The sequence below is a fragment of the Mucilaginibacter sabulilitoris genome (assembly GCF_034262375.1).
GTDB classification, from domain to species: domain Bacteria; phylum Bacteroidota; class Bacteroidia; order Sphingobacteriales; family Sphingobacteriaceae; genus Mucilaginibacter; species Mucilaginibacter sabulilitoris.
Map to the genome: position 1 here is coordinate 1,829,766 of NZ_CP139558.1, position 26,758 is coordinate 1,856,523.

The 26,758-nt window shown below is 42.3% G+C and carries 21 protein-coding genes; 18 read left to right on the forward strand and 3 right to left on the reverse strand.

The genetic code is table 11. The annotated features are described in order from the left end of the window. Positions 1–19: 19 nt before the first annotated feature. Positions 20–229, reverse strand: a complete 210-nt coding sequence (locus tag SNE25_RS07885; RefSeq protein WP_321564552.1) for a hypothetical protein — start codon at positions 227–229, stop codon at positions 20–22. A gap of 17 nt (positions 230–246) precedes the next feature. Here SNE25_RS07885 and SNE25_RS31830 point away from each other — a divergent pair, with 17 nt between their 5' ends. From SNE25_RS31830 to SNE25_RS07970, 18 genes are all read left to right on the forward strand, one after another. Beyond that, positions 247–669, forward strand: coding sequence for a Mov34/MPN/PAD-1 family protein (locus SNE25_RS31830; protein ID WP_407666996.1), 423 nt, complete (start codon positions 247–249; stop codon positions 667–669). A 504-nt stretch (positions 670–1,173) separates the two neighbouring features. Beyond that, the gene (locus SNE25_RS07890; protein ID WP_321564553.1) at positions 1,174–1,638 is read left to right on the forward strand and encodes a division/cell wall cluster transcriptional repressor MraZ; all 465 of its coding nucleotides are present in this window, start codon (positions 1,174–1,176) and stop codon (positions 1,636–1,638) included. Continuing rightward, positions 1,631–2,533, forward strand: coding sequence for a 16S rRNA (cytosine(1402)-N(4))-methyltransferase RsmH (gene rsmH / locus SNE25_RS07895; RefSeq protein WP_321564554.1), 903 nt, complete (start codon positions 1,631–1,633; stop codon positions 2,531–2,533). The genes SNE25_RS07890 and rsmH overlap by 8 nt, the downstream gene beginning before the upstream one ends. After that, complete coding sequence (locus SNE25_RS07900) at positions 2,530–2,946, forward strand: FtsL-like putative cell division protein (RefSeq protein WP_321564555.1); 417 nt, start codon at positions 2,530–2,532, stop codon at positions 2,944–2,946. The genes rsmH and SNE25_RS07900 overlap by 4 nt, the downstream gene beginning before the upstream one ends. Continuing rightward, the gene (locus tag SNE25_RS07905; RefSeq protein WP_321564556.1) at positions 2,936–5,050 is read left to right on the forward strand and encodes a penicillin-binding protein; all 2,115 of its coding nucleotides are present in this window, start codon (positions 2,936–2,938) and stop codon (positions 5,048–5,050) included. The genes SNE25_RS07900 and SNE25_RS07905 overlap by 11 nt, the downstream gene beginning before the upstream one ends. Further along, a complete protein-coding gene (locus SNE25_RS07910) occupies positions 5,047–6,507 on the forward strand; it encodes a UDP-N-acetylmuramoyl-L-alanyl-D-glutamate--2,6-diaminopimelate ligase (protein WP_321564557.1) in 1,461 nt (486 codons plus the stop codon). The genes SNE25_RS07905 and SNE25_RS07910 overlap by 4 nt, the downstream gene beginning before the upstream one ends. Positions 6,508–6,707: 200 nt before the next feature. Next, a complete protein-coding gene (gene mraY / locus SNE25_RS07915; RefSeq protein ID WP_321564558.1) occupies positions 6,708–7,949 on the forward strand; it encodes a phospho-N-acetylmuramoyl-pentapeptide-transferase in 1,242 nt (413 codons plus the stop codon). Positions 7,950–8,013: 64 nt separating this feature from the next. Continuing rightward, positions 8,014–9,390 carry a UDP-N-acetylmuramoyl-L-alanine--D-glutamate ligase gene (gene murD / locus SNE25_RS07920; protein WP_321564559.1) on the forward strand — a complete coding sequence of 459 codons (1,377 nt, stop codon included), beginning with the start codon at positions 8,014–8,016 and terminating at the stop codon, positions 9,388–9,390. A gap of 86 nt (positions 9,391–9,476) precedes the next feature. Continuing rightward, positions 9,477–10,622, forward strand: coding sequence for an FtsW/RodA/SpoVE family cell cycle protein (locus tag SNE25_RS07925; protein WP_321564560.1), 1,146 nt, complete (start codon positions 9,477–9,479; stop codon positions 10,620–10,622). 64 nt (positions 10,623–10,686) lie between these two features. Next, on the forward strand, positions 10,687–11,838 hold the full coding sequence (gene murG, locus SNE25_RS07930) for an undecaprenyldiphospho-muramoylpentapeptide beta-N-acetylglucosaminyltransferase (protein WP_321564561.1): 1,152 nt from the start codon (positions 10,687–10,689) through the stop codon (positions 11,836–11,838). Positions 11,839–11,891: 53 nt separating this feature from the next. Then, positions 11,892–13,250: a UDP-N-acetylmuramate--L-alanine ligase gene (gene murC, locus SNE25_RS07935; RefSeq protein WP_321564562.1), complete on the forward strand. Its 1,359-nt coding sequence runs from the start codon at positions 11,892–11,894 to the stop codon at positions 13,248–13,250. Beyond that, positions 13,243–14,109 carry a cell division protein FtsQ/DivIB gene (locus tag SNE25_RS07940; protein ID WP_321564563.1) on the forward strand — a complete coding sequence of 289 codons (867 nt, stop codon included), beginning with the start codon at positions 13,243–13,245 and terminating at the stop codon, positions 14,107–14,109. The genes murC and SNE25_RS07940 overlap by 8 nt, the downstream gene beginning before the upstream one ends. Positions 14,110–14,113: 4 nt before the next feature. Then, on the forward strand, positions 14,114–15,457 hold the full coding sequence (gene ftsA / locus SNE25_RS07945) for a cell division protein FtsA (RefSeq protein ID WP_321564564.1): 1,344 nt from the start codon (positions 14,114–14,116) through the stop codon (positions 15,455–15,457). Between the two features lie 225 nt (positions 15,458–15,682). Next, a complete protein-coding gene (gene ftsZ, locus SNE25_RS07950; protein ID WP_321564565.1) occupies positions 15,683–17,281 on the forward strand; it encodes a cell division protein FtsZ in 1,599 nt (532 codons plus the stop codon). A 303-nt stretch (positions 17,282–17,584) separates the two neighbouring features. After that, positions 17,585–18,829 (forward strand): aminotransferase class I/II-fold pyridoxal phosphate-dependent enzyme, encoded by a 1,245-nt coding sequence (locus SNE25_RS07955; protein ID WP_321564566.1) that lies wholly within the window; start codon positions 17,585–17,587, stop codon positions 18,827–18,829. A gap of 173 nt (positions 18,830–19,002) precedes the next feature. Then, positions 19,003–20,739: a phospho-sugar mutase gene (locus tag SNE25_RS07960; protein ID WP_321564567.1), complete on the forward strand. Its 1,737-nt coding sequence runs from the start codon at positions 19,003–19,005 to the stop codon at positions 20,737–20,739. Between the two features lie 240 nt (positions 20,740–20,979). Next, positions 20,980–22,413, forward strand: coding sequence for a glycoside hydrolase family 125 protein (locus tag SNE25_RS07965; RefSeq protein WP_321564568.1), 1,434 nt, complete (start codon positions 20,980–20,982; stop codon positions 22,411–22,413). Between the two features lie 308 nt (positions 22,414–22,721). Further along, positions 22,722–22,904 (forward strand): histone H1, encoded by a 183-nt coding sequence (locus SNE25_RS07970; protein ID WP_321564569.1) that lies wholly within the window; start codon positions 22,722–22,724, stop codon positions 22,902–22,904. Positions 22,905–22,956: 52 nt separating this feature from the next. Here SNE25_RS07970 and dapA read toward each other — a convergent pair whose 3' ends face one another. Together dapA and SNE25_RS07980 are read right to left on the reverse strand one after the other, a co-directional pair. Then, complete coding sequence (dapA, locus tag SNE25_RS07975) at positions 22,957–23,832, reverse strand: 4-hydroxy-tetrahydrodipicolinate synthase (RefSeq protein ID WP_321564570.1); 876 nt, start codon at positions 23,830–23,832, stop codon at positions 22,957–22,959. Positions 23,833–24,012: 180 nt separating this feature from the next. Next, positions 24,013–26,463 carry a DUF5686 and carboxypeptidase regulatory-like domain-containing protein gene (locus SNE25_RS07980; RefSeq protein WP_321564571.1) on the reverse strand — a complete coding sequence of 817 codons (2,451 nt, stop codon included), beginning with the start codon at positions 26,461–26,463 and terminating at the stop codon, positions 24,013–24,015. Between the last annotated feature and the right edge of the window lie 295 nt (positions 26,464–26,758).

The following is a 26,758-nucleotide window of genomic DNA, read 5'->3' on the forward strand; positions in this document are numbered from 1 at the left end:
TCGATGTGTTCCAGGCAAATTATTTCATTCCCCGGGTGGTTTTAAAAGTAATAACAAACGCTTCCGGGCGCTCCAGGAATAAATAATAATATATATTAAAGGCCATACTGCCGGTTAGTAGTTGTTCTTTGCTAGTTTCTATGTCACCATCTGTTGGTACATACTTAAAAAGCGCTTTTTCAATACTATCAATAGGATGGTGATTAATGGCAATTACTTCATCCCCCAAATGTATGCTCGCATCGCTTGTGCTTCACGCAGCCCCGAGATATTTTAGAAAAATTCACTCAGTATAACCGTAAAGATCCCGAGGCCGGCGGAATATTGTTAGGGAAGATTATTAATGATGAAATCAATATTTTAAAGGTTTCAGTCCCGACATCGCTGGATAGAGCATCACGTACAAACTTTGAACGGAACAAGGTCAGCGCGCAAATTATTTTGGATTACGAATTTTATAATAGTAATGGTCAGTTGACCTATTTAGGCGAGTGGCATACACACCCTGAACGATACCCAACTCCATCGTATACTGATTTGCATATGCTGAAGGATCAGTTTAAAAACAATAAACTTCATACTAATTTTCTTTTATTGGTCATCAAGGGTACAGAAGGGTTATATATTCGCTTATTAGATAAAGATGGATATTATGAGTGCAAAGTATAGTTGTCGTTTACTAAGTGTGTTCTGTTTTTCTTAAAGTTTAATTTTTTGAAAGGCAATACCTCATAACAAACATTGAAGAAGCATCGCTATCTTTCATAACAGCGAAGTTCCCTGTTCGCTACACCAGTAAAGTGCTTTCACGGCATAAATTCTCCCTCGTACCTCAGTTCGATTTATTCCATGTCACCGGACAGCCTCGCTACACGTTTGGGATTGGTTGCTTAACGAAAGAATGGCAGATTATACGATATTTTAAAAAAGAGGTCACAATTCGCTTTTTCATATTTGTTTGGCAATAATTCTGATTTTTTTTGACGCGACTCACATCAAAGAAAATTTCTTTTGTTTGACGCGACTCAACTTTCCCGGTAATCAGTAACCATCTGGTTTACCCGTATAGCAGAGGCACCCAAAAGAATGTTGAAAACTTTTTGGTGGTAAAAAGTGGTAGAAAGTGGTAAAAGTACTTTACTTTTACCTATTGAATTATGCCATAGACTGAAAATGCCTTATTTAACCGGAAATTTTGAATGCAAGCTGGATCCTAAATCAAGGATGATGATACCTGCTGGGCTCAAAAAAAAGCTTCCGGAAATTGAAACAGAGGGCATTGTGATCAATTGTGGCTTTAAAAACAACCTCGTTATCTATACTAAATCCCAATGGGATAAAAGGCTGGATGAACTGGGTAAACTTAATGAATTTGACGAAGATAGCGCTGACTTTATAAGGTATTTTACCAGTGGGGCTACAGAACTTACACTTGATGCTGCCGGGAGGGTTTTAATACCTAAGTTTTTACTGGAGCATGCGGGTATTAAATCAGATGTGATGTTAACCTGCCAGTTGAATAAGGTTGAAGTTTGGGATGCGGAAGTATATAAGTCTACCTACCTTAAAATGCCAAAAGATTTTGCGGCATTGGCACAAAAGGTATTAGGAAGTAAAGCAGGGAGGGGAGATGAGTGAGTATCACGTACCGGTAATGTTGCAGGAATGCATTGATGGCCTTAACATTCAAAAGGATGGCACCTACGTGGATGTGACTTTTGGCGGGGGTGGACATTCGCGCGAGATATTAAAGCATTTGGGTGATAAGGGTACTCTGGTAGCTTTTGATCAGGATGCAGACGCTCAGCAGAATTTAATTGATGATGAGCGTTTTGTTTTTGTTGACCAGAATTTCCGCTATCTCAAGAACTTTTGCCGTTTACACGGGGCTATCCCGGCCGATGGCATACTAGCAGATCTGGGTGTTTCGTCCTATCAGTTTGATCAGGCCGAACGGGGGTTCTCCATTCGTTTTGATGCCGAACTTGATATGAGGATGAATCAATTGGGTGAGCTTACCGCTAAGGATGTGGTAAATAATTATACTGCTGCCGAACTGCACCGCATTTTTGGTATTTACGGTGAAATACAAAACGCTAAATCACTGGCCGAAACTATTGTGACCGCACGTTTGAACGCGCCGATAGTGACCATTGCCGATCTGAAAAATGCGATAAGCAACCGTATTCCTAAGGGTAAAGAAAATAAATACCTGGCACAGGTATTCCAGGCATTACGTATAGAGGTTAACCAGGAGCTGGAAGCCCTGAAAGATTTTTTAACCCAATCGGCCGAAGTATTGGCTGTTGGTGGCAGGCTGGTGGTAATGTCATACCATTCGCTTGAAGACAGGCTGGTTAAAAATTTTATAGCCAAGGGTAAGTTCAGCGGAGAGCTGGAAAAAGACTTATATGGTAATGATAACAGGCCGTTTGACGCCATAAGCCGCGGGGCTATAACAGCATCAGCAGATGAAATAAGTAATAATAACAGGGCACGGAGCGCTAAATTAAGAATAGCTGTAAAAAAATGACAAATCGTTTGCGTACAGAAATTCGGGAGGATGAAGAAGCGGAAGAAAATCTTATCGTTGAGGAAAAACCAGTAAGGGAAATTCCTGATAATTTTTTCACCCAGCTTTTCACCAAAGGCATTCTCTCAACAGAGCGGGCTACCAGTGCGCTGCCATTTGTGCTATACCTGGCTTTGCTGGGTATGATATACATAGCTAATATGCACCTGGCCGAGAAAACGATACGTGACATTGATGATCTGAATAAAGAAGTAAAAGAACGGGGCTGGGATTATAAAACAGCAAAAGCCGACATGGCTTTTAAAAGCACATTAACAGAGGTAGCCAAACGTGCCGATACCCTTGGGGTGAGGCAATCGGTTGAGCCTCCTCAAAAAATAACAGTAGAGGAGGAAGTACGGGATGGGAATTAGAACCAACATTCTGCTGCGGGTGTATATCGCTTTCGGGCTAATATTGTTATTTGCGTTTGCTGTTGTGGTGCAGCTTTGTCGTGTACAGTTTGTGCAGGGTGAAAAATGGAAAGCCATGGCTGTGAGTATGTCTGCGCAATACAGGGATGTTGAGGCGGCACGCGGCAATATTTTTTCTGTTGACGGCAGTTTGTTGGCCACATCAGTACCGGAGTATGAGCTGCACATGGATATGCTGGCAGGTGGTATAGCTGAAGATAGCGTTTTTAATGATAATATTGATTTGCTTGCGGCAAACCTGTCAAAAATGTATGGCGACAGGTCGGCCCGCGAATACTCCAGGATATTGCGCGATGCACGCAGAGAGGGCTCACGTTACCAGCTTTTACGTCGCAGGGTATCTTATCAGGAATTGAAAAAGATAAAAGAGTTTCCGATGTTTAAAAACAGGAAAACAAAAAACTGTTTAATAGTACTGCAGCAGAATAAGCGTATACGGCCTTTCCGCTCACTAGCCGCACGTACCATTGGTTATAAAAATGAGAATGTTAAAAATCCTGTTGGCCTTGAAGGGGCCTATTCGTCTTATATCAATGGCGAAAACGGAAGGCGTTTAATGCAGCGCATACCCGGAGGTATCTGGATGCCCGTGAATAATGACGATGATGAGATAGCAGCAAAAGACGGCGCCGATATTATATCAACCATCAACGTGAATTTTCAGGATGTAGCCCAGGATGCCCTTAAAAAGCAACTTATAAAAAGTGAGGCCGACCATGGTTGTGTGGTGCTGATGGAAGTATCAACCGGTGAGATTCGCGCTATTGCCAATTTTACCCGTAACAAAGACGGCGATTACGAGGAGAAAATGAACTACGCCATCAGTAATGCCATTGATCCGGGTTCAACTTTTAAGCTGGCTTCGTACATGACACTGCTTGATCAGCATAAAATTGATACCAGTAGTATTATAAATGCCGATGGAGGGAGATATAAATTTCCGAAAGGGCCAACCATTACCGATACCGAACACGACAATTACGAAATGAGCGTTAAACGCGCCTTTGAAGAATCCTCAAACGTAGCAGCGGCCAAACTGGTTACCAGATATTATAGTGGTAACCCTTGGGAGTATATCAATAAGCTTTACAGCTATCATTTAAATGAGAAACTGGATCTGCAAATTGCCGGCGAAGGCAAACCAGTAATCAAGAACCCATCAAACCGTAGCTGGAATAAAAACTATACCCTGCCCGAAATGGCCTATGGCTACGAAATGAACCTTACACCGTTGCAAATGCTGGCTTATTATAATTCGGTGGCTAACAATGGTAAAATGATAGCGCCCATTTTTGTGCGGGAGATACGCCGGCTGGGTAATCCTATTGAGCAGTTTCAGGCCCGGGTAATTAATGAAAAAGTATGTTCAGATGCTACATTGGGTAAAGTAAGAGGGATGCTTGAAGGGGTAGTGCTCAACGGTACCGGAAAAAACGTGATCAAAAACAACCTGTATAGTGTGGCCGGTAAGACCGGTACTGCACAGATTGCCGACGGAAGAAAAGGCTACACCGCTCATAAAACATACCAGGCCTCATTCTGCGGATATTTTCCGGCAGATCATCCTAAATACTCCATGATTGTGGTGATCAATAATCCAACTGATGGTGTTTACCTGGCAGCTAAAGTAGCTGGTCCGGTTTTCAGGGAAGTAGCAGACAGGGTTTATGCCAATGATATGGAGATAAACCAGACCCCGGCAACACACCTGGTAGGTAATACAAGCCTGCCAAAAGTGAAGCAGGGTAATTTAAAGGCACTAAAAAGAGTTTATACCAAATTGGGCGTAAAGCCATTGTACGCATCGGCAAATGCCCGGGGCAATGGGATTGATACCAGTAACGGTATTCCTTTTGAAGAAGTGAAATATAAAAACGGTACGGTTCCGGCAGTAACCGGAATGGGGCTTAGTGATGCCTTATATGTTTTAGGAAATGCAGGTTATAAAGTAACGGTACGCGGCAGTGGTACGGTAACTACACAATCGGTTACCGGCGGCAGTTTAATACCAAAGGGTTCACGCATAACAATAGAACTGGAATGAAGTATTTAAGCGAAATATTGGATGGGCTGGCCTTCACCGAATTGCAGGGAAGCGCCGATGTGGAAATTACTTCCGTAACTTTTGATTCGCGGCAGGTAAAGCCCGGATCATTGTTTGTTGCTGTTAAGGGTACATTGGTTGATGGACATGATTATATTGATCAGGCCATTAAAAACGGTGCTATTGCTGTTATTTGCGAAGAGCTGCCAGCTCGTACAGCAGCGGAGGTCGACTTTCTGATGGTAGCCGATTCGGGCAAAGCGTTAAGTATTGTTGCTGCTAACTTCCATGATAATCCGTCCAAGCAATTAAAATTGGTTGGGGTAACCGGTACTAACGGTAAAACTACGGTTGCAACCTTGCTTTACCAATTATTTCGCGACCTGGGTTACAAATGCGGGTTACTTTCAACCGTCGAAAATCAAATCAATGATAAGGTAATTCCATCTACGCATACCACTCCCGATCCTATCGAACTTAACCGTTTGCTGGACGAAATGGTGGCGCAGGGCTGCGACTATTGTTTTATGGAAGTGAGCTCACACGCGGTTGCACAGCACCGTATTGCTAACCTGCATTTTTCGGGGGGTATATTCACTAATCTTACACATGATCATTTAGATTATCATAAAACATTTGACAGCTATCTGAAAGCCAAGAAAGCGTTTTTTGATGGTTTGCCTAAAAGCGCGTTTGCACTTACCAATACTGATGATAAAAACGGCAACGTGATGCTGCAAAATACGCAGGCCCACAAAAAATCATACGGACTTAAAACCATGGCCGATTATAAGGCTCGTATACTGGAAAACCAGTTTGGTGGCCTGCTGCTGCATATTGATAACGAAGAGGTATGGTTTAAAATGGTAGGCACGTTTAACGCCTACAATTTATTGGCAGTTTATGCTACCGCCATGTTATTGGAACAGGATAAGGCAAAGGTATTAACCAGCCTGAGCAAGTTAACAGGTGCTGAAGGTCGTTTTGAATATATAGTTGCCCCTAACAAGGTAATAGGTATAGTTGACTATGCCCACACGCCTGATGCGGTACAAAACGTGCTGAGCACAATTCATGATATACGCAAGGGTAATGAAAAGGTAATAACCGTAATTGGTTGTGGTGGCGACAGGGATAAAACCAAACGCCCTATTATGGCACGTGTGGCCAGCGAGTCAAGTGATAAGGTGATATTAACTTCTGATAATCCCCGTTCGGAAGACCCCTCACAGATTATAAAGGATATGGAAGAAGGGGTGGACCCAGCCTTTAAAAGGCACACGGTAAGTATAATTGACAGGCGAGAGGCTATTAAAACAGCTTGTATGTTGGCTAACCCTGGTGACATCATTTTAGTAGCCGGCAAAGGCCACGAAAAATACCAGGAAATAAACGGAGTGAAAAATCACTTTGATGATATGGAGGAATTGGAGAAACAGTTTAAAGATATGTTGTAGATGTGAAGATTTAAGGATTTGTAAAATCAAGCGATCCTCTAAATCAAGTATCACGCAATACATCAACCAGTTAGAATAAAATATAAAATATAATAAATAGAGAAGAAACAATAAAAATAGAATCGTACAGTGCCAATTTCAAATACGTACATCAGCTTATCTGCACATTTGGAATCTGCACATCAGCACATTGAAAAAAGATGTTATACTACCTGTTTACATATTTAAGTAAAAACTACAGCATTCCGGGCGTGGGGGTATTTCAATATATCACGTTCCGTACTGCTTTGGCTGTTATAACATCGTTGGTGATCACTACGGTGTACGGACGCCGGCTTATCGATTACCTGCGTTTTAAACAGGTTGGCGAAACCGTAAGGAACCTGGGACTTGAAGGGCAAATGCAAAAATCAGGTACACCTACAATGGGTGGTATCATTATTTTACTGGGCATATTGGTGCCGACGTTATTGTTTGCCAAGCTGAGTAATGTATATGTTATTTTAATGCTAATTACAACGGTGTGGCTGGGTGCTATTGGTTTTTTAGATGATTATATCAAGGTATTCAGAAAAAATAAAGAGGGATTAGCCGGCAGGTTTAAGATCATTGGGCAGGTTGGGCTTTCACTCATTATCGGCTGGACAATGTATTTCAATACCGACATCGTGATCAGGCAGGAAGTAAGATTGCCGGTAAAGGTTGATGCCCCCGTCGAGTTCCATATGAAAAAGAACGTGCCGGTTTATACACAGGATGTGCGATCAACCAAGACTACCTTGCCTTTTTATAAAAATAATGAATTTGATTATGCCAAGGTACTCAGGTTTTTAGGCCAGGGATACGAGCAATACGCATTGGTTGTTTTCCTGTTTTTTGCTATCGTGATCATCACTTTTATATCAAACGGGGCCAATATTACTGATGGTATCGACGGGCTTGCTACAGGTACATCTGCAATTATAGGTATTACGCTGGCTATACTGGCCTATGTATCAGGTAATATAGCAATGGCCGATTATCTGAACATTATGTTCATACCTAACTCAGGCGAGCTCGTGATTTTTGCCGGTGCTTTTGTTGGGGCATGTGTGGGCTTTTTATGGTACAATTCGTACCCGGCACAAGTGTTCATGGGCGATACGGGCAGTTTGGCTATAGGAGGCATTATAGCAGTATTTGCTATCATGATACGTAAAGAATTGTTGCTCCCTGTGTTGTGCGGTGTGTTTTTGATCGAAAATATATCGGTTATTATGCAGGTAGGCTGGTTTAAATACACCAAGAAAAAATCAGGCGAGGGCCGCAGGATATTTTTAATGGCGCCACTGCATCACCATTATCAAAAGAAGGGTTTTCATGAAGCAAAAATTGTAACCCGGTTTTGGATCATTGGGATTTTGCTGGCCATTATAACGATAATAACATTGAAGTTGAGATAGGGCAAGTATCAAGTAGTTAGTATCAATCATCAAGATAAAGCGTATAGAAAAGGAAATAAGTGCAATGAACCAACAGGAACATAAAACTCAAAACTCATCACTCGCAACTCAGCGTTTAGCCATTCTTGGCGCGGGCGAAAGTGGTGTGGGTGCTGCATTCCTTGCTCAGCAGCAGGGCTATGATGTTTTTGTGTCAGACTTTGATGTCATTGCAGATCATTACAAAAAACAGCTGCAGGATTGGAATATCCGTTTTGAAGAGAATCAGCATACAGAGGCAGAGATATTGAGCGCTGTTGAAGTAATTAAAAGTCCGGGGATACCTGAAAAGGCGCCGATTGTTAAAAAACTAAGAGAAAAAGGCATTCCTGTTATATCAGAGATAGAATTTGCCGGTAGGTATTGCGATGCCAAAATTATAGGTATTACCGGTTCAAACGGAAAAACAACAACAACAAGCTTAACCTACCATATCCTCAAAAACGGGGGATTAAACGTGGGCCTGGCGGGCAACATTGGTAAAAGCTTTGCTTACCAGGTAGCCACCGAAAAATTTGAATATTATGTGCTGGAGCTAAGCAGCTTTATGCTGGATGACATGTACCGGTTTAAGGTAGACATTGCTGTTTTGCTCAATATAACGCCTGACCATTTAGACAGGTATGATTATAAGCTGGAAAACTACGCGGCGTCAAAATTCCGCGTTACGCAAAATCAAACAGCGGCCGATTATTTTATTTATTGTGCCGATGATCCGGAAACCATAAAGGGTATGGCCGGGCGCAGTTTTGAGGCGCAGCAATTACCATTTTCAATAGAAACTAAGATTAAACCGGGAGCATATCTCGAAAACGACAATATTGTCATAAACACACATCAAGAACATTTTCAAATGTCAATTAAAGAACTGGCCCTGCAGGGTAAGCACAACATTTACAACTCCATGGCATCAGGTATTGTAGCAAAGGTGCTCGAATTGCGCAATGAATCGATGAGGGAGAGTATGGGCAACTTTAAAAATATCGAGCACAGGCTGGAGTCAGTTGGTAAAATATCCGGCATTAGTTTCATCAATGATTCTAAAGCCACCAACGTTAACTCAACCTGGTACGCGCTCGAAAGCATGACTACCGATGTGGTTCTGATTTTGGGTGGTGTCGACAAGGGTAACGATTATAGCATGCTTAAGGAGCTTGTGAAGCAAAAAGTAAAAGCTATTGTGTGCCTGGGCAAGGATAACAAGCGTATTCACGATGCTTTTGAAGATGATGTGGAAGTAATTGTGAACACAGGGTCGGCGCAGGAAGCTGCTCAGGTAGCATTTCATCTGGCCGAAAAAGGCGACACCGTGTTGCTGTCACCGGCTTGTGCCAGCTTCGACCTGTTTAAAAACTATGAAGATCGTGGCAATCAGTTTAAGGCTGCGGTAAGGGAATTGTAAAGGATGTGCAGATGATCGGAAAATTGAATTAATGAACACTAAATAAAAAGTCTCACCCTTTAGGGGGAGATTTAGAGGGGGCTATAATGCATAAGATACTCAGTAATACAAAAGGCGATCGCTGGATATGGCTCATAGTCATATTGCTTTCGGTTATATCCTTGTTGGCTGTGTACAGCTCAACCGGTACGCTGGCCTATAAACGTGGTGTCGGGGTAGAATCCATCCTGATGAAACACCTGGCTATGGTGGTGGGGGGTATTGCGCTCATGTATATTTCACACAAGCTCGACTATCGTTACTATGCTGGTATTTCCAAGATCATGATGATTGTGACCATACCGTTATTGTTATACACGCTGGTATTTGGTAGTCACATTAATAATGCCAGCCGGTGGATCAATATCCCGGTAATCGGTCTTAGTTTCCAGACATCGGATCTGGCCAAACTGGCGCTTATTACTTACCTGGCACGTACCCTGTCGCGTAAGCAGGAAAACATTAAGGATGTAAAAGAATCATTTTTGCCTATTATGGGTTCGGTTTGTTTGGTGTTTATACTGATCGCGCTGGCCAACCTTTCAACCGCGCTGATGTTGTTTGGCGTAAGCATTTTACTGCTCATTATAGGGCGTATCAGTATTAAGCAGATAGCGGTGGTTTGCGGCGCAGGTTTTGTATTGTTATTGTGTGTGTTGTTTTTAGGTCCACGCAGGCACATGTATGCTACGCGCGTGAGTACGTTCCTGCATCCGGATCAGGCTAAACCCGATAAGTCGTTCCAGTCTGATCATGCCAAGATAGCCATTGCCAGCGGAGGACTTTTTGGTAAGGGACCAGGAAATAGTACTGAAAGAAATTACCTGCCTGAATCATACTCCGATGAAATATACGCCATTATTATTGAGGAGTATGGACTGGTAGGAGGTATTGCCCTGGTCGGTATTTATTTGTTTTTATTATACAGGTGTATAAAAATTGTGACGAGGGCGCCAAAGGCATTTGGGGCATTACTGGCCTGTGGTTTAAGTTTTAGCTTAACCATACAGGCGTTTGCCAATATGGCTGTGGCAGTTGGCTTAGGCCCGGTAACAGGTGTTCCCCTACCGTTTGTAAGTATGGGGGGTACATCGCTTTTGTTTACCAGCGTGGCTTTTGGCATCATATTGTCGGTAAGCAGAGATATTGAAGAACCCAGGAAAGTAGTGGTGGGAGAGATAAGGACGGCGTAAGAGCCCCCAGCCCCCTGAAGGGGAACTATGGTAGAATGAAAAAATGAAAGATAAAAGCAAGAATATGAAAGAGACCAATCAAAAGCACCCCCTTCAGGGGGTGGGGGGGGCTCGTCGTATTATCATAAGTGGTGGCGGAACAGGAGGACATATCTTCCCGGCCATTGCTATTGCCAATGCTTTAAAAAATATTGATCCGGCTATCGAGATACTGTTTGTTGGTGCCAACGGGCGCATGGAAATGGAAAAAGTACCTGCGGCCGGTTATAAGATCATTGGTTTGGACATTCAAGGTATACAGCGTAAATCGGTTTGGAAAAACGTAATGTTCCCCGTTAAGTTGATTAATAGTGTACGCAAGGCCATTAAAATCATTAGGGACTTTAAGCCCGATGCCGCCGTTGGTGTGGGTGGGTATGCTTCGGGCCCTTTATTGTACGCCGCATCATTAAAAAATATACCATACCTCATACAGGAACAAAACTCTTATGCGGGTATTACCAATAAATGGCTGGGGAAAAACGCAAAAAAAATATGTGTAGCTTTTGATGGTATGGAGCAGTTTTTTCCTGCCAATAAGATCATCAAAACCGGCAATCCTATCCGCCGCGACGCGGTGAATGTTGCAGGTAAACATATGCAAGCGCTGGAACTGTTTAAGCTGTCGGCATTTAAAAAAACCATACTGGTAGTAGGTGGCAGCTTGGGCGCACGTACATTAAATAACAGCATAGCGGCAGGTTTGGATAAGCTCATTGCAGCCGATGTGCAGGTACTATGGCAAACCGGTAAGTTTTATTATAAACAGATCATCGAAAAACTGGGCGAGGATCACCACCCGGATGTGAAGATCAGGGAGTTTTTAACCCGTATGGACCTGGCTTACGCGGCAGCCGACGTGATTATATCAAGGGCTGGTGCAGGTACCATTGCGGAGTTGTGCATGGTTAAAAAGCCTGTGATCCTGGTGCCTTCGCCAAATGTTGCCGAAGATCACCAGACCAAGAACGCGCTGGCGCTGGTGCAGGAAGAGGCAGCCGCGTTTTTAGCCGACAGGGATGCCGAAGAAAAACTGGTTGACAGAGTGCTTGAATTATTAAACGATCGGGATTTACAAAAGAAACTGGGCACTAATATTGGTAAAATGGCCATGCCAAATGCCGATGAAGTTATTGCACAGGAGCTATTAAAAATAACAATAAACAACAACAATTAAAATTATGGTCCTCCTTCTCCCCAAAGGGGAGGGCCTTTTTTAAAACAAAAAAAATGGAACTTAGCAACATACAAAGGGTTTACCTTATTGGTATAGGCGGCATCGGGATGAGCGGCCTGGCCCGTTATTTCCATCATTTAGGTTGTATTGTTTGCGGTTATGATAAAACCTCTACGGATCTGACAAACGATCTGCACAATGAGGGTATTCAAACTATTTTTGACGACCGGGTAGATTGGATCCCCATGAGCTTTCAAAAACCATGCAGTGATACCCTCATCATTTATACACCGGCAGTTCCTAAAGATTCGGCCATCTTTAATTATTTCAAAAATAAAGGTTTTGAGTTATTTAAGCGCTCACAAGTTTTAGGCTTGATTAGCAAAAGCTCATTCACTATTGCTGTTGCCGGTACACATGGTAAAACCACCACTTCAAGTATGGTAGCGCATATCCTGAAAGATTCGGGCAATGATCCTTCTGCATTTTTGGGTGGCATTGCATCCAACTATCAGAGCAATGTGCTGTACGGTAAAAGTAACGTAATGGTAGTTGAGGCTGATGAGTATGATCGCTCGTTCCTGACGCTATATCCTGATGTGGCTATTATTACTTCTATGGATGCCGACCACCTGGACATTTACGGCGATCATGAGCATTTAACCGAGTCGTTCAAGCTATTCGCTTCACAAATAAAAAGCGGAGGTACACTGGTGCACAAAAAGGGCCTGCCGTTGGATACCGGTTATACCTACGCGCTTAATGATAGCTCGGCCGATGCTCATGCGGCAAATATCCATATAACAGATGGCGACTTTTATTTTGATTTTATAAATGCCGATCTATCTATCCCGAATATAAAAATGGGGATAGCCGGTACGCACAACGTAGAGAACGCTGTTGCCGCTATAGAAGCTGTTTTAAGGCTTGACGTAAGCGCCGACGCTATAAAGAGTGCGCTGGCATCATTCAGAGGAGTTAAGCGCAGGTTTGAGTATATCGTGAAAACACCACAGCATATTTATATAGATGATTATGCCCACCATCCCGAAGAATTGAGGGCATGTATATCATCCATAAAGAAACTGTACCCGGGTAAAAAGCTGACCACTATTTTTCAGCCCCATTTATATACCCGCACACGTGATTTTGCCGATGGCTTTGCCGAAGTACTGAGCATGGTTGATGAACTTATTATGTTGGATATATACCCGGCACGTGAGCTGCCTATTGAAGGGGTTAACTCAGATATGCTGCTGAACAGGATGACACTGCAAAACAAACGTAAACTGAACAAACAGGAAGCGCTTGATGCTGTGAAAAATGAAAAGCCCGAACTGCTTTTAACTGTTGGGGCGGGAGATATTGACACATTGGTACACCCATTAAAAGAGATATTAAGTAATGGATAAGAAACTCCTTTGGAAGCGCCTTTTGATCGGTTTTGCCTGGGTAATTTGCCTGGGTGGCCTCATTGCGCTTATGAGTTTCATTGAAGTAAAAAAGGCCGGTGTTATTTGTAAGGCCGTAAAAGTAAATATACCGGGCAGCCAGTACTTTATTGACAAGCAAGAGGTTGACCAGATATTGCAAACCACAAGCCACACCCTGATAGGCCGAAAACTTGAAAATATCAACATCCAGGACCTCGAAAACAAACTAAAGGCAAATCCATTTATTGAGTTTGCTAAGGTTTATACCGAAATGGATGGTGTGCTAAGAGTTGAGGTAAGCCAGCGTCAGCCCATACTGCGTATCATGAACCGGTATGATATGGATTTTTATGTAGACCAACATGGGTTGAAAATTCCGCTGTCGCCAAACTTTACCGCAAGGGTACTGGTAGCTAATGGCTTTATTGAAGAATTATTTGCCAACCATGTGGACTCATTGCATACTAAACTGGCTAAAGATTTATACGTGACGGCTGATTTTATACGTAAAGATTCGTTATGGGATGCCCAGGTGGCGCAGCTGTATGTAAATAAAGACCGGGAAATTGAACTGATACCCCGGGTGGGCAATCAACGGGTGCTGATAGGCAATGCCGACTCATTACAGGTTAAGTTTTCAAACCTGCTGGCATTTTATAAAAATGTACTGCCACAGGTGGGCTGGAATAAATACCGCATGATTAATATAAAATATACTGGTCAGGTGGTTGGTATTAAAAATGAAAATATGAAAGCAGATTCAATTAAGGCAAGCAAAGCGGCAAGCCAGGATCAGGATTCTGCGAAAATGGAAAAAGACACATCTCAAATTAATTAGGAATATGGACAAAAGCTCAACTCAAGACAAAAGTTCGCCAATTGTAGTAGGATTGGATATCGGGACTACCAAAATATGCGCCATTGTTGGTCGCAGGAGCAAGAATGGGAAAATTGAGGTATTAGGAATTGGCAAGGCCGAATCTGCGGGTGTTACCCGTGGAATGGTATCAAATATAGATAAAACAGTGCAGGGTATAACCCAGGCGGTTGATGTGGCCGGCGCACAGTCAAATGTTGACATTAAGGTAGTGTTTGTAGGTATAGCGGGCCAGCATATCAAGAGCTTGCAGCACCGGGGTTTGATAACCCGTCGTGACCTGCAATCAGAAATTGGCCGCAAGGATATTGATAAGCTGATTGAAGATATGTATAACCTGGTAATGCCTCCGGGCGAAGAGATCATTCACGTATTACCGCAGGAGTTTACGGTAGATAACGAGCCGGGAATTAAAGACCCTATAGGTATGGCAGGTGTTAGGCTTGAAGCCAACTTTCATATCATATCGGGCCAGGTTACGGCTATAAAAAATATTGTGAAATGTGTAAATAAGGCCAGTTTAGATAGTCAGGACCTGATACTGGAACCATTGGCTTCTTCTGAATCTGTTTTGAGCGAAGAAGAAAAAGAAGCCGGTGTGGTATTGGTTGATATTGGTGGTGGTACTACAGATGTGGCTATTTTCCATGAAGGTATTATACGCCATACCGCAGTGATCCCGTTTGGTGGTAATAGCGTAACTGAAGATATACGCGAAGGTTGTTCTGTAATGCGCAACATTGCCGAGCAGTTGAAAGTGCGTTTTGGATCGGCCCTGGCAGATGAGAATAAAGAGAACGAAATTGTTTGTGTACCCGGTTTACGAGGCCGCGAACCCAAAGAGATTTCGGTAAAGAATCTCGCATATGTAATACAGGCCCGTATGGAAGAAATTGTAGAACATGTGTACTACGAAATTAAATCATCAGGCTATGAGAAAAAGCTGATAGCTGGTATAGTAATTACTGGTGGCGGCGCTCAGTTAAAGCATTTGCGTCAGTTGGTGGAATTTGTTACTGGCCTTGATTGTCGCGTAGGTTACCCTACCGAGCATTTAGCCAAAAACGAGGTGCTGCCAAAAAATATTTACGAAGAGCTGCAAAGCCCAACTTTTGCCACCGGTATAGGTTTGCTTATAAAAGGTATTCAGAAAACAGAGTACATGGGTGCGGCATTGGGCTCGGAAGCAAAAGCAGAGAAACCGAAGTACGAACCTAAAACGAAAGAAGGTGGATTATTTGACAGGTTACTGAAAAAGAGTATCACCTTTATTAAGGACGATATAAATGATGAGGATTTTTTAAAGTAGTTTTTAAGTAACAAGTAGTTAGCATCAAGTATTAAGACAGTTAGTGGTTTTCAAAAATCTTGCTACTCGGTACTAACTACCTGATACCAAAACATAATAATTATTCACAAAAACCAACTTTTCCACATTATAGACATTTGTGGAAAACCTTTGTGGAAAAAGTACTATTATTACGTTGGTAAAATCTAAAATTGGTTGAATCACATATAGCTGAAAACGAAGATTATGCAGTTTGAGATGTTAAAAGAAAAATCGTCAATCATCAAAGTAATTGGTGTTGGCGGTGGCGGCGGTAACGCGGTAAACCATATGTACAGGCAGGGAATAACCGGTGTTGACTTTATAATTTGCAACACTGATGCCCAGGCGTTAGAGTTGAGTCCTATACCTAACAAGGTACAATTAGGCGCCAGCTTAACTGAAGGAATGGGTGCCGGTTCAATACCCGAGGTAGGCAAAAACTCAGCTATTGAAAATATAGATGATATTAAGCAAATGCTGGGCGTAAATACCAAAATGCTGTTCATTACAGCTGGTATGGGTGGCGGTACCGGTACAGGTGCCAGCCCCATAATTGCCAAAGCGGCGCGTGAAATGGATATATTAACGGTTGGTATTATAACCACTCCATTTTCATTTGAAGGTAAACGCCGTAAAATGCAGGCTGATGCCGGTTTGGAAGAATTGAAAAAATATGTCGATTCGTTCCTGGTAATATCAAACGACAGGCTTCGCCAGATATTTGGGAACTTAACCATGAGTTCGGCATTTGCGCAGGCCGATAATATATTAACCACTGCCGCCAAGGGTATTGCCGAGATCATAACCTTACCAGGTTATATCAACGTTGACTTTAAGGACGTGCGCACTGTAATGAAAGACAGCGGCGTGTCCATCATGGGCAGCTGCACTGCCGAAGGAGAGAGCCGTGCTTTAAAGGCTGTTGAAGGCGCGCTGGCATCACCGCTGTTAAAGGATAATGAAATTGAAGGTGCACGTTATATATTACTGAACATTAGCTCCGGAACCCGCGAGGTAACCATGGATGAAGTAAGTGTTATTACCGATTACATACAGGAAGAGGCCGGTTTGGCTGCCGATTTGATATGGGGTAACTGCGTTGATGAAAACCTGGGCGACCAATTATCTGTAACCATCATCGCTACCGGTTTCCAAACTAAGGACGAGCGCGAAAAAGAGAACAACAACAAAAAGATCATATCTATGCTGGAGCCAGAGGCTAAACCTTTGGTAAAACCGGTAAATGAATTTATTAATCCGGTAAAAGCTAACGCCGCAGCCGAACCTTACATTAAACAAAAGGATGAGCCAAAACAAACCGGCTTGTTTGATATGTTTGCCCGCTCCGAAGAAAAGGAAGAGGTAGTAATGCGGTATAACCTGGACGAAGAGGAAGCTGAAGAAGAAAATGAGCCGGATACCGCGGGTTTCACCTTTAAAATGAGCGAACCTGAGTCGTATGCGCCGGTTAAAGAAGAAAGAATGCCCGAACCACCGGCACCGGCTCCAGAGCCAGAACCGGTAATTGGCGCCGATGATCATAAAACAAATGAATCAATTGAGGAGCAGCTGAAAAAATCGCGTGAGCGTATCATGCGCCTTAAAGATCTGAGCATGAAACTGCGCAGCGGCAACATACAAGAACTTGAAAACGTGCCGGCTTATAAGCGTAAAGAGATAGCATTACAGGAAACCCCGCAATCTGACGAAAGCCAGATCTCCAGGTTTAGCCTGATGCCTGATAACGAAGGCAATACTGAGATCCGCAAAAACAATTCGTTTTTGCATGATAATGCGGATTAGTGTGGAGGGCCAGGACTGTTAGACTTAAGAATCAAGAAACAAAACCACAACAATAAAGACAGGAAAGTTATCATGAGAAAAATCTTAGATAGCTTTCCTGTTTTTGTTTAAAGTGAATGGTATTTCTAAAAGCCGTGATTCTTTTATCTGATAATCTTGTTTCTTTATCCTGATTCTTGATTCTAATAGTCTTGAATCTTTCCCATAAGTTATAAGCTATTCTAAAAAGTTATAGCTATTGTTGCAAGCAGGATAAACGGCTATATTTGTATTTTTAATAACTATCTAAAAAAGCGTACAATTTTGGATTTATTTGATAAAATAACAAAAAGTTTGGGTGGCCCTATCGGTCAGCACCAAAAATGGTCACATGGTTATTTTTCATTTCCTAAGCTGGAAGGGGAGATCGGGCCGCATATGCAGTTTAATGGCAAAGATCATTTGATCTGGAGCCTGAACAATTACCTGGGTTTGGCCAATCATCCCGAAGTAAGGCAAGCCGATGCACAGGCTGCAGCCGATTATGGAATGGCTTATCCTATGGGCGCCCGCATGATGTCTGGTAACTCTGTGCATCACGAAGAGCTGGAGAACAACCTGGCTACTTTTGTGGGTAAACAAGCCGCTTTTTTACTGAACTATGGTTATCAGGGCATGGTATCAATCATTGATTCGCTGGTTGACAGGAATGACGTGATTGTATATGATGCCGAATCGCATGCATGTATTATTGATGGTGTGCGCTTGCATATGGGTAAACGCTTTGTTTACCAGCACAATGATCTCGAAAGCTGCGAAAAGCAACTGGAACGCGCTACCCGTTTAGCCGAACAAACCGGCGGCGGCATATTGCTGATTACCGAAGGGGTTTTTGGCATGTCGGGCGTACAGGGCAAACTGAAAGAGATTGTTGAACTTAAAAAGAAATTTGATTTCCGTTTACTGGTTGATGATGCGCATGGTTTTGGTACCATGGGTAAAACAGGCGCCGGTACCCACGAGGAGCAAGGTTGTATTGATGGTGTGGATGTGTACTTTGGTACTTTCGCAAAATCAATGGCTGGCATTGGCGCTTTTGTGGCTGCCGATGAACAGATAATTCATTTCCTGCGTTATAATATGCGCTCGCAAACATTTGCAAAAGCTTTGCCTATGCCAATGGTAATGGGGCTAAAAAAGCGTTTTGAACTGCTAAAATCAAAACCTGAGCTGCGCGAGAAACTTTGGTTAATCGCAACCACACTGCAAAAAGGTTTAAAAGAACGTGGTTTTGATTTAGGTATGAGCAATAGCATGGTTACCCCGGTATTTTTAAAAGGCGACCTGTACGAGGCTACCAGCCTTACCCGCGACCTGCGCGAGAACTATGGTATATTTTGCTCCATAGTAATTTACCCGGTTATTCCTAAAGGCTTAATTGTACTGCGTATAATACCTACCGCCGCTCATTCGTTGGACGACGTACAACGCACCCTTGATGCTTATAGCGAAATGGCTGAGAAACTGAAAGCAGGTTATTACAAAGAAAATAAACTGGAGATAGCATAATTGCTATACACTAATAAAAAAGAAAGGTCCCAATTTTTGGGGCCTTTCTTTTTTAATGATATTTGGTGAAAAAGCCTCAGAATATTTTATTGTTCAATTGTGCTCACACTTTTTATTACCATATTTGTTATCAAACAGACTTAGACAATTTCATCTATTAATATAATATAAGCATGCAAGAATTAGACCCCTCCGTTCTACAGAAAGTAAACACATGGCTTCATGGAAATTACGACGCTGATGTTAAACAGCAAATTCAAAAACTGCTTGACGATAAAGCGTATACAGAATTAACCGATTCCTTTTACCGGGATCTTGAATTTGGAACTGGTGGTCTGCGTGGTATCATGGGACCAGGCTCAAACCGTATTAACAAGTACACCATTGGTGCTGCTACCCAGGGTTTGGCAAACTATCTGAAAAAAACATATCCCGGCGAAAAAATTAAGGTGGCTATTGCACACGACAGCCGTAACAATGCCGATTTTTTTGCGACCACTACTGCCGAGGTTTTTTCGGCAAATGGTATTCATGTGTATTATTTTGAAGCTCTGCGACCTACGCCGGAGCTTTCTTTCGCGGTGCGCCACTTGGGTTGCAAAAGCGGTGTAATGCTTACTGCATCGCATAACCCGAAGGAGTATAATGGTTATAAAGCTTATGGTGCCGATGGTGGCCAGTTTGTTGCACCGCATGATAAGGCCGTAATGGACGAAGTAGCCGCCATCAGCAGTATCGACGAGGTGAAGTTTAATCGCGTTGATGAAAATATTGAGGTAATTGGTAAGGAGATCGATGAGCTTTACCTGACTGAGATCACGAAACTTTCCGTATCGCCCGAAGCTATCAAAAGGCAAAAGGATCTTAAGGTTGTTTACTCCCCAATTCACGGTACCGGCATTACCCTTACGCCAAAAGCGCTGGAGCTTTTCGGTTTTGAAAACGTGATCCTGGTTGATGAACAAACTACGCCAGATGGTAATTTTCCGACCGTAGTATATCCCAACCCCGAAGAAAAAGAAGCTTTAACACTGGCTCTTAAAAAAGCGCAGGAAGTGGATGCCGACCTGGTACTGGCAACTGACCCGGATGCCGACCGTGTGGGTATTGCGGTTAAAAACACCGAAAACGAATTTATATTGCTTAACGGAAACCAAACCGGGAGCATGCTCATCAATTACCTGTTAACTGCCTGGCAGGATAAAGGTAAACTTACCGGTAAGGAATATATTGTTAAAACCATTGTAACCTCAAACCTGATTGATGCTATAGCGAAAGCCAAAAATGTTACCTGTTTTAATACATTGACAGGCTTTAAATATATTGGCGAACTGATGACTCAATTACAAGGTAAGCAAACCTTTATAGGCGGTGGTGAAGAAAGCTACGGTTACCTGGTAGGCGAGCTGGTACGTGATAAGGATGCCGTTGTTTCAAGCGCGTTCATTGCCGAAATGACTGCCTATTATAAAGATAAAGGCAGCAGCCTTTTTGAAGCTCTGATTGATACTTATGTACAATATGGTTTCTACAAAGAAAAGCTTATCTCTATTACCAAAAAAGGAAAAACCGGTGCCGAAGAGATTGTGGCGATGATGGAAAAATTCAGGACCAACCCGCCAACTACACTGGGTGGTTCGAAGGTGATTACTTTAAAAGATTACGAAAAACGAATAGAAACTGATCTGAACACCAACACTACCAAGGCTATCGAACTGCCAACATCTGATGTGCTGCAATTTATAACCGAAGATGGCAGCATTATTTCTGCCCGTCCATCAGGCACTGAGCCAAAAATTAAATTCTATTGCAGTGTGAACGGAAAGCTGGCCAGTAAAGAAGCTTATCAGGAAACAGATAAGCAACTGGAGGCAAAAATTGACGGTATTATGAAAGACCTGGGAGTTTAAACATATCTCCGGTATAAAACAAAAAGGCGTTCCGAAAGATCGCCTTTTTGTTGTTTTTGAACTTTTCTGGTGCCATCATGCTGAGCGTCGTCGAAGCATGGTGCATGGGCCTCTACACACGATCCTTCGACAAGCTCAGGATGACGGCCGGCCCTGCTAAAACCTTTTAAAAATAAATTTTAATATCTTTCGGATAACCAAAGCCTTTTATATTTTTACAGTTACCATTAACAAATCTGTATGCTTACCAGAAGACACTTTATAAAATTAAACGGCATTGCAACTGCGGGCCTGAGCCTTGGGCTTACGCCATCGTTGTTTGCCAGTACTTTACCTGCATTTGAAAGCCAGCGACCAAAACTGGCCGACCGTAAATTCACCAGCAAAGCGGTAGAGGCCATTATACAAAAAGTAAAAAAGGATATTAAAGATCCGGAACTTGCCTGGCTTTTTGAAAACTGCTATCCAAATACCCTGGATACTACAGTGAACTATTCAGAAGAGGGCGGTAAGCCTGATACCTTTGTAATTACAGGCGATATTAACGCCATGTGGATGCGCGATTCATCAGCGCAGGTTTGGCCCTATCTTCCGCTCATCAAGACAGATCCGGCGCTTAAAAAGCTTATCCAGGGGGTGCTGAGCCGCCAGGCGAAATGTGTGCAGATTGATCCTTATGCCAATGCCTTTAACCAGGGGCCGACCGGCAGCGAATGGGATACCGACCGCACCGATATGAAGCCCGAGCTGCATGAACGCAAATGGGAAATAGATTCATTATGCTACCCGGTAAGGCTTGCCTATAACTATTGGAAAATAAGCGGCGACACTGGATTCTTTGATCAAAGTTGGCAAAAGGCAGGTAAAATTATACTGAATACTTTTAAAGAACAGCAGCGCAAAGAAGGAAAAGGACCTTATCATTTTCAACGTAAAACCGAAACCGCATCAGATACTGCCCCTAACAGGGGGTATGGTAACCCGGTTAAGCCAGTTGGGTTAATCTGCTCCATATTCCGCCCTTCGGATGATGCAACTATTTATCCGTTCCTTATCCCGTCAAATTATTTTGCGGTTACCAGCCTCAACCAGATGGCCGAAATGTATGCTACCATCGGTAATGATAACACTACGGCGGCCGCCTGCAAAGCGCTGGCAACTGAGGTTGACGCTGCGCTGAAAAAATACGCGGTGGCACAGCACCCGAAATATGGCCAAATTTTGGCTTTTGAGGTTGACGGATACGGTAACCAGCTTTTTATGGACGATTCAAACGTGCCGAGCCTGCTGGCGCTGCCATATCTCGACTCCTTGCCGGTAACTGATGTGCTGTACCAAAACACGCGCAAGTTTGTTTTAAGTGAGGATAATCCATACTTCTTCAAAGGCAAAATAGCCGAAGGCATTGGCGGCCCACATGTGGGTATAGGTTATATATGGCCTATGGCTATTATTATGCGTGGATTAACATCAAATAACAAGGATGAGATTACAGAATGCCTTAAAATGTTAAAAACCACACATGCAGGTACGGGCTTTATGCATGAGTCGTTTAATAAGGATAACGCATCTGACTTTACACGTAAGTGGTTTGCATGGGCCAATACTTTATTTGGAGAACTGATTATAAAAATACATCAGCATTACCCCGATATATTGCAAAAAACCATTTAATAGGTTTTAATATATGAATATTGTTGAAATGTGATTTATTTAAGTTTAAAATATATGAAATATTATTTTTAAATAAGTTATTTAATTTATTGTAATTATTAATAAAATATTATTGAAAGTATTTTTAAACTTAATGTTTTTAATATGATATAACTTGATAGTAAATACTGTTAAAGCTTGTAAAATGTGGAAAAAAAGCACTTTTAAGGCAGTATTTTTTTACTTCAAAAATTTTTAATTAAAAAAAAACATTATAGATTAGCTTAAATTAAAACAATAAACCTCAATAATTTAAAAGGAGTAATTAAATGAAAAAATTTACTGAAGTAAAAGAGCTCGTAGCATCTTTGGAAGCTGACGCCGACAAATTCTACAACAAAGGAAACAGCGCTGCCGGAACCCGTGTTCGTAAAGGCATGCAAGATCTTAAAAACCTGGCACAGGCTATCCGTCTGGAAGTGCAGGAAGCGAAAAATAAAGAAGTTAAGTAAGATTTTTCTTATTCCAATAAAAAACCCGGTTAGTGATAACCGGGTTTTTTATTTAAAACTTTTTTGTTTCCTGTATAATGAGCTCTTCGGTGGCGGCGCTTACAGGCACCAGCGGCAGCCGTAAATGATCGCCGCAAACACTCAGATGTTTTAATGAGCATTTAGCGCCGGCAGGGTTACCCTCAACAAACATAAGCCTTGTAAATTCAATAAGACTGGAGTGTATTTTTTGAGCTGCTTTATAATCGTTGTTAAGCAGCAACTGTACCATTACCGATAGTGGTTTGGGTAAAGCATTGCCAATAACCGAAATTACCCCCACAGCTCCCAGCGCCATCATAGGCAGGGTAACCGGATCGTCGCCAGAAATTACCAAAAATTCTTCCGGTTTATCGCGCATCAGTTGGTTAAACAAGTCGAAATTACCCGAAGCTTCCTTAATGCCTATGATATTCTTAAAATCGCGGGCCAAACGAACGGTAGTAGCTGCACTTACAGTGCTGCCTGTACGGCTTGGTACGTTATATAAAATTATAGGAAGCGGTGTAGCCTGCGCTATAGCTTTATAGTGCTGGTAAATACCCTCCTGGGTTGGCTTATTATAATGCGGGCTTGATGATAGTATAGCATCATAATCGGCAACGTCAAATTCTTTTACTTGTTCAACTACCTCATGAGTATTATTACCACCTATACCGGCAACCAGTGTTACGCGCTTATTTACAATCTTTGCTGTAAATTCCCACACTTGCTTTCGTTCGCTGGCATTCAATGTGGCGCTCTCGCCTGTTGTACCTAATGATACAAGGTATTGCACCCCGCCATCAATCAAATGTTCAATAAGATTTTTTAAACCTTCGAAGTCAATTTGCCCATCCGCCTGAAAAGGGGTCACCATGGCTACCCCTGTTCCGTAAAATTTATTCATGATTAAAATTAAAGGATGCTAATATAGTGAGATAGTATCAAGTAGCCGGTATCAAGTATCAAGATTTTGAAAATAGTATCGAATAGCCAGTATCGGGTAGCAAGATTTTAGTATCCGCGGTAATAGAATTTCCTGTTACCGATAGTGGAGAACGAAGCTGGTCTTGATACTAAAATCTTGTTAAAAATTAATCCCGAGTCTGAAAGCTGAATTTACTTTGCTGCCACTATTATATGATATGCCGTACATGGCCCTGATGTTGATGTATTGTAGCCCAAAGCCCAGCTCGGTATAGTTTTTTAGGGTGGGGGTGTACAGGTAGTTAATATTAATAATTTCCTGTAGCTTAAACTTTCGGATGATGGGTATTTTATTGGTGATAAAGCCCATGAAGTTATGCTCAAGGTGCGCTTCGAGGTATTTATCGGGCGTGCTGAAATTATAATAATCTAAAAGCAGGAACCGGTTGATGCCGGGTGTATAGGCCAATAATTGGTTGCCGTTAAATTGTTTATAATCCGGATAGAACAGCTTGTTGTTATTTAAAAACTTGCCTGCACCAACAAAGAATGATGTTTTGCCATAAAAGCCCATATCAATGGCCGATTTTGATACATCAAAGCTCAGCAAATCATAATCAACATCAGACCCAAATACGTTTTTGATCCCCTTTACATAGTTTATACCGATGGTAGGGTATTTAGAAGGCAGGTACCGCCGGCCCGATGGATAAGTCTCATATTTATTGCTAAAATCATAACTGCCGCGCAAACCTACCCTAAAAGATTGATTTTCGGGGAACAGCGGAACATCCTGATCAGGCACCAGCGGATTGTTGGACGTGAACTGGTGATTTTGCGGACTAAAGAAACTATAAGTAGTTGAGTTAGATAATGGTCTGCGGTTGGCCCATTCGGCATATATACTGCCCTGCAAACCACCCGTTACCCGGCCCGATAGAGACGCCGATGCGAATTGCTTTTGATACAGTTTTTGATAATTCTGCCTTTCAAACAAAGTGTACAAGGAATTTACAAGTGTTGATACCGGTTGCTGATTGTTCAGATCTGTAATGTCTGAGCCGCCCGTTAGGTTTAGTGTAAACCGTTTTATGGGAATGGCTACCCCGGCTGTTCCGTTAAGTAAATGATTGGAAAAGCCGTAGCGCACCTTGCCGTTTACAACAAGGTAACGGTGATCAACGGTATCAACCATTTTACTGTATGATGCGCCGTAATTAATGGCAAATCCCTCAATCGTATTATAAAGCATTGAGCCGAGCAATCCGTCGTAATGGTATGATTCCTTTTTGTAGCGGTTACGGGTATTCATCCCGGTTAACAGCAAATCGGTTAATTTTATTTTGTTGTTTGCCTTATCCAGCGAATCGAGGTAGGCTTTCGACTGTCGTTTTATAGCCAGTTTCTCTTTATTCCTATAATCAGTTTTTTCCTCCTCCGTAAGCGGTATTGGCCGCTCCTGGTTCCAATATACCGAATCTTTGTTCACCCCTTTGTCTATGTGCAGTACCTCCGCAAAGTTTGTTTTGCCAAAATCGGGATTAAGATCATAGTTTTTGTACATCAGAATATAATACCCGCCAACCTTAAAGCCCAGCAGGCCACCGGTAAATTCAAACTTAATATTGGCCGGCATCCAGGCCTTGTTATTTACAGGGTAAAACTGCTGGTTTACCTTCAGGGTATCAACAAAATTAATATTCGCTTTTTTGGTGATGTAAAGCTGCAGTCCCGAAAGTCGCCAGCTGTCTTCCAGTATATAAATGTAACCTTCAAAACACGGGTCGTGGGCACGTTTTGGGCTCACCTGTATCTTGTTAATGGTTTCACCGTTTTCAACGGATATCCCCATCCATTTATAGTTGTAATAAAATAGGGCATTATCAGCAATGGGCGACACCAGGGGCCGGTTACTTAACCCATCCCACGTTTCAAAGTTTTCATAAAAGTTAACGGCCATATCCGAGGCACGGTTAAAGCTGAACGCCTGGTTGTTCCCCGATACCTTTGACGATACCTGAACTTCGTGTACCTTATCAGGCCTGATAAAGCTGTATTTTGACTCAGATTCTGATAGGTAAACTATTCCGGTGCGGTTAGAGTCGAGCCCGGCTTCATTTGTAGTTTTCTGCACATCAAAAATCAGGAATTTCTTAGGGGCGGCCAGCAGCTTTTGCAGACCCTTGATGTAGATGTCGCAGGTATAGGCGTTAACCTCGTTTAAATAGGTTTTTCGTTTTTTAATGGCTTTACGGATAATAGCATAAGCAGGATCTTCGCCGCCTGCACGTATGGATATGGCCTTTAATTGGTAGGTTTCTGTTTGAAGTGATATGTTTATTACCTCGCTGCTTGTAAGCTCAATATGGCGGCTTTGCTGACTATAGCCTACAGCCTTATATTGCAAATCATAAGTTCCTGTAGCTACCTGGAGCTGATACACGCCCTCGCTATTGGCAGATACGCCTTTAGTGGTGTTTTTTATATAAACGGATGCAAAGGGGACAGGTTTATTGTTTTCATCGGTTATTTTGCCGCTGACACTAATTTGCTGGGCAAACACGTGGGTACCCGATATACAAATCAGGATAAACAATAAGGTAGACTTCATTTAGCAGATGGTTTATGCTAAGATGGCGCATATCTGCTAAATGTTACAATGGAAATTTGTTAAATAGTGTGAAATTGAATCGGATATTCATCAATTTACGCCAAAAACTGAATACAAAAGACACAAGAAAACGATGCTTTTGATCAGGATGCTTTTTGTGGATTTTTAGCGTTGCCGAGCGGTGGGTGTGTTTTATTTTTTAAGTTCCAGTCGTCGATATTAACTAATCCAGCTTTAGTTTTGTAATGCGATTTATCATTTGGGCATCGTACCGCAAAAGCTCCTTTTATTTGCT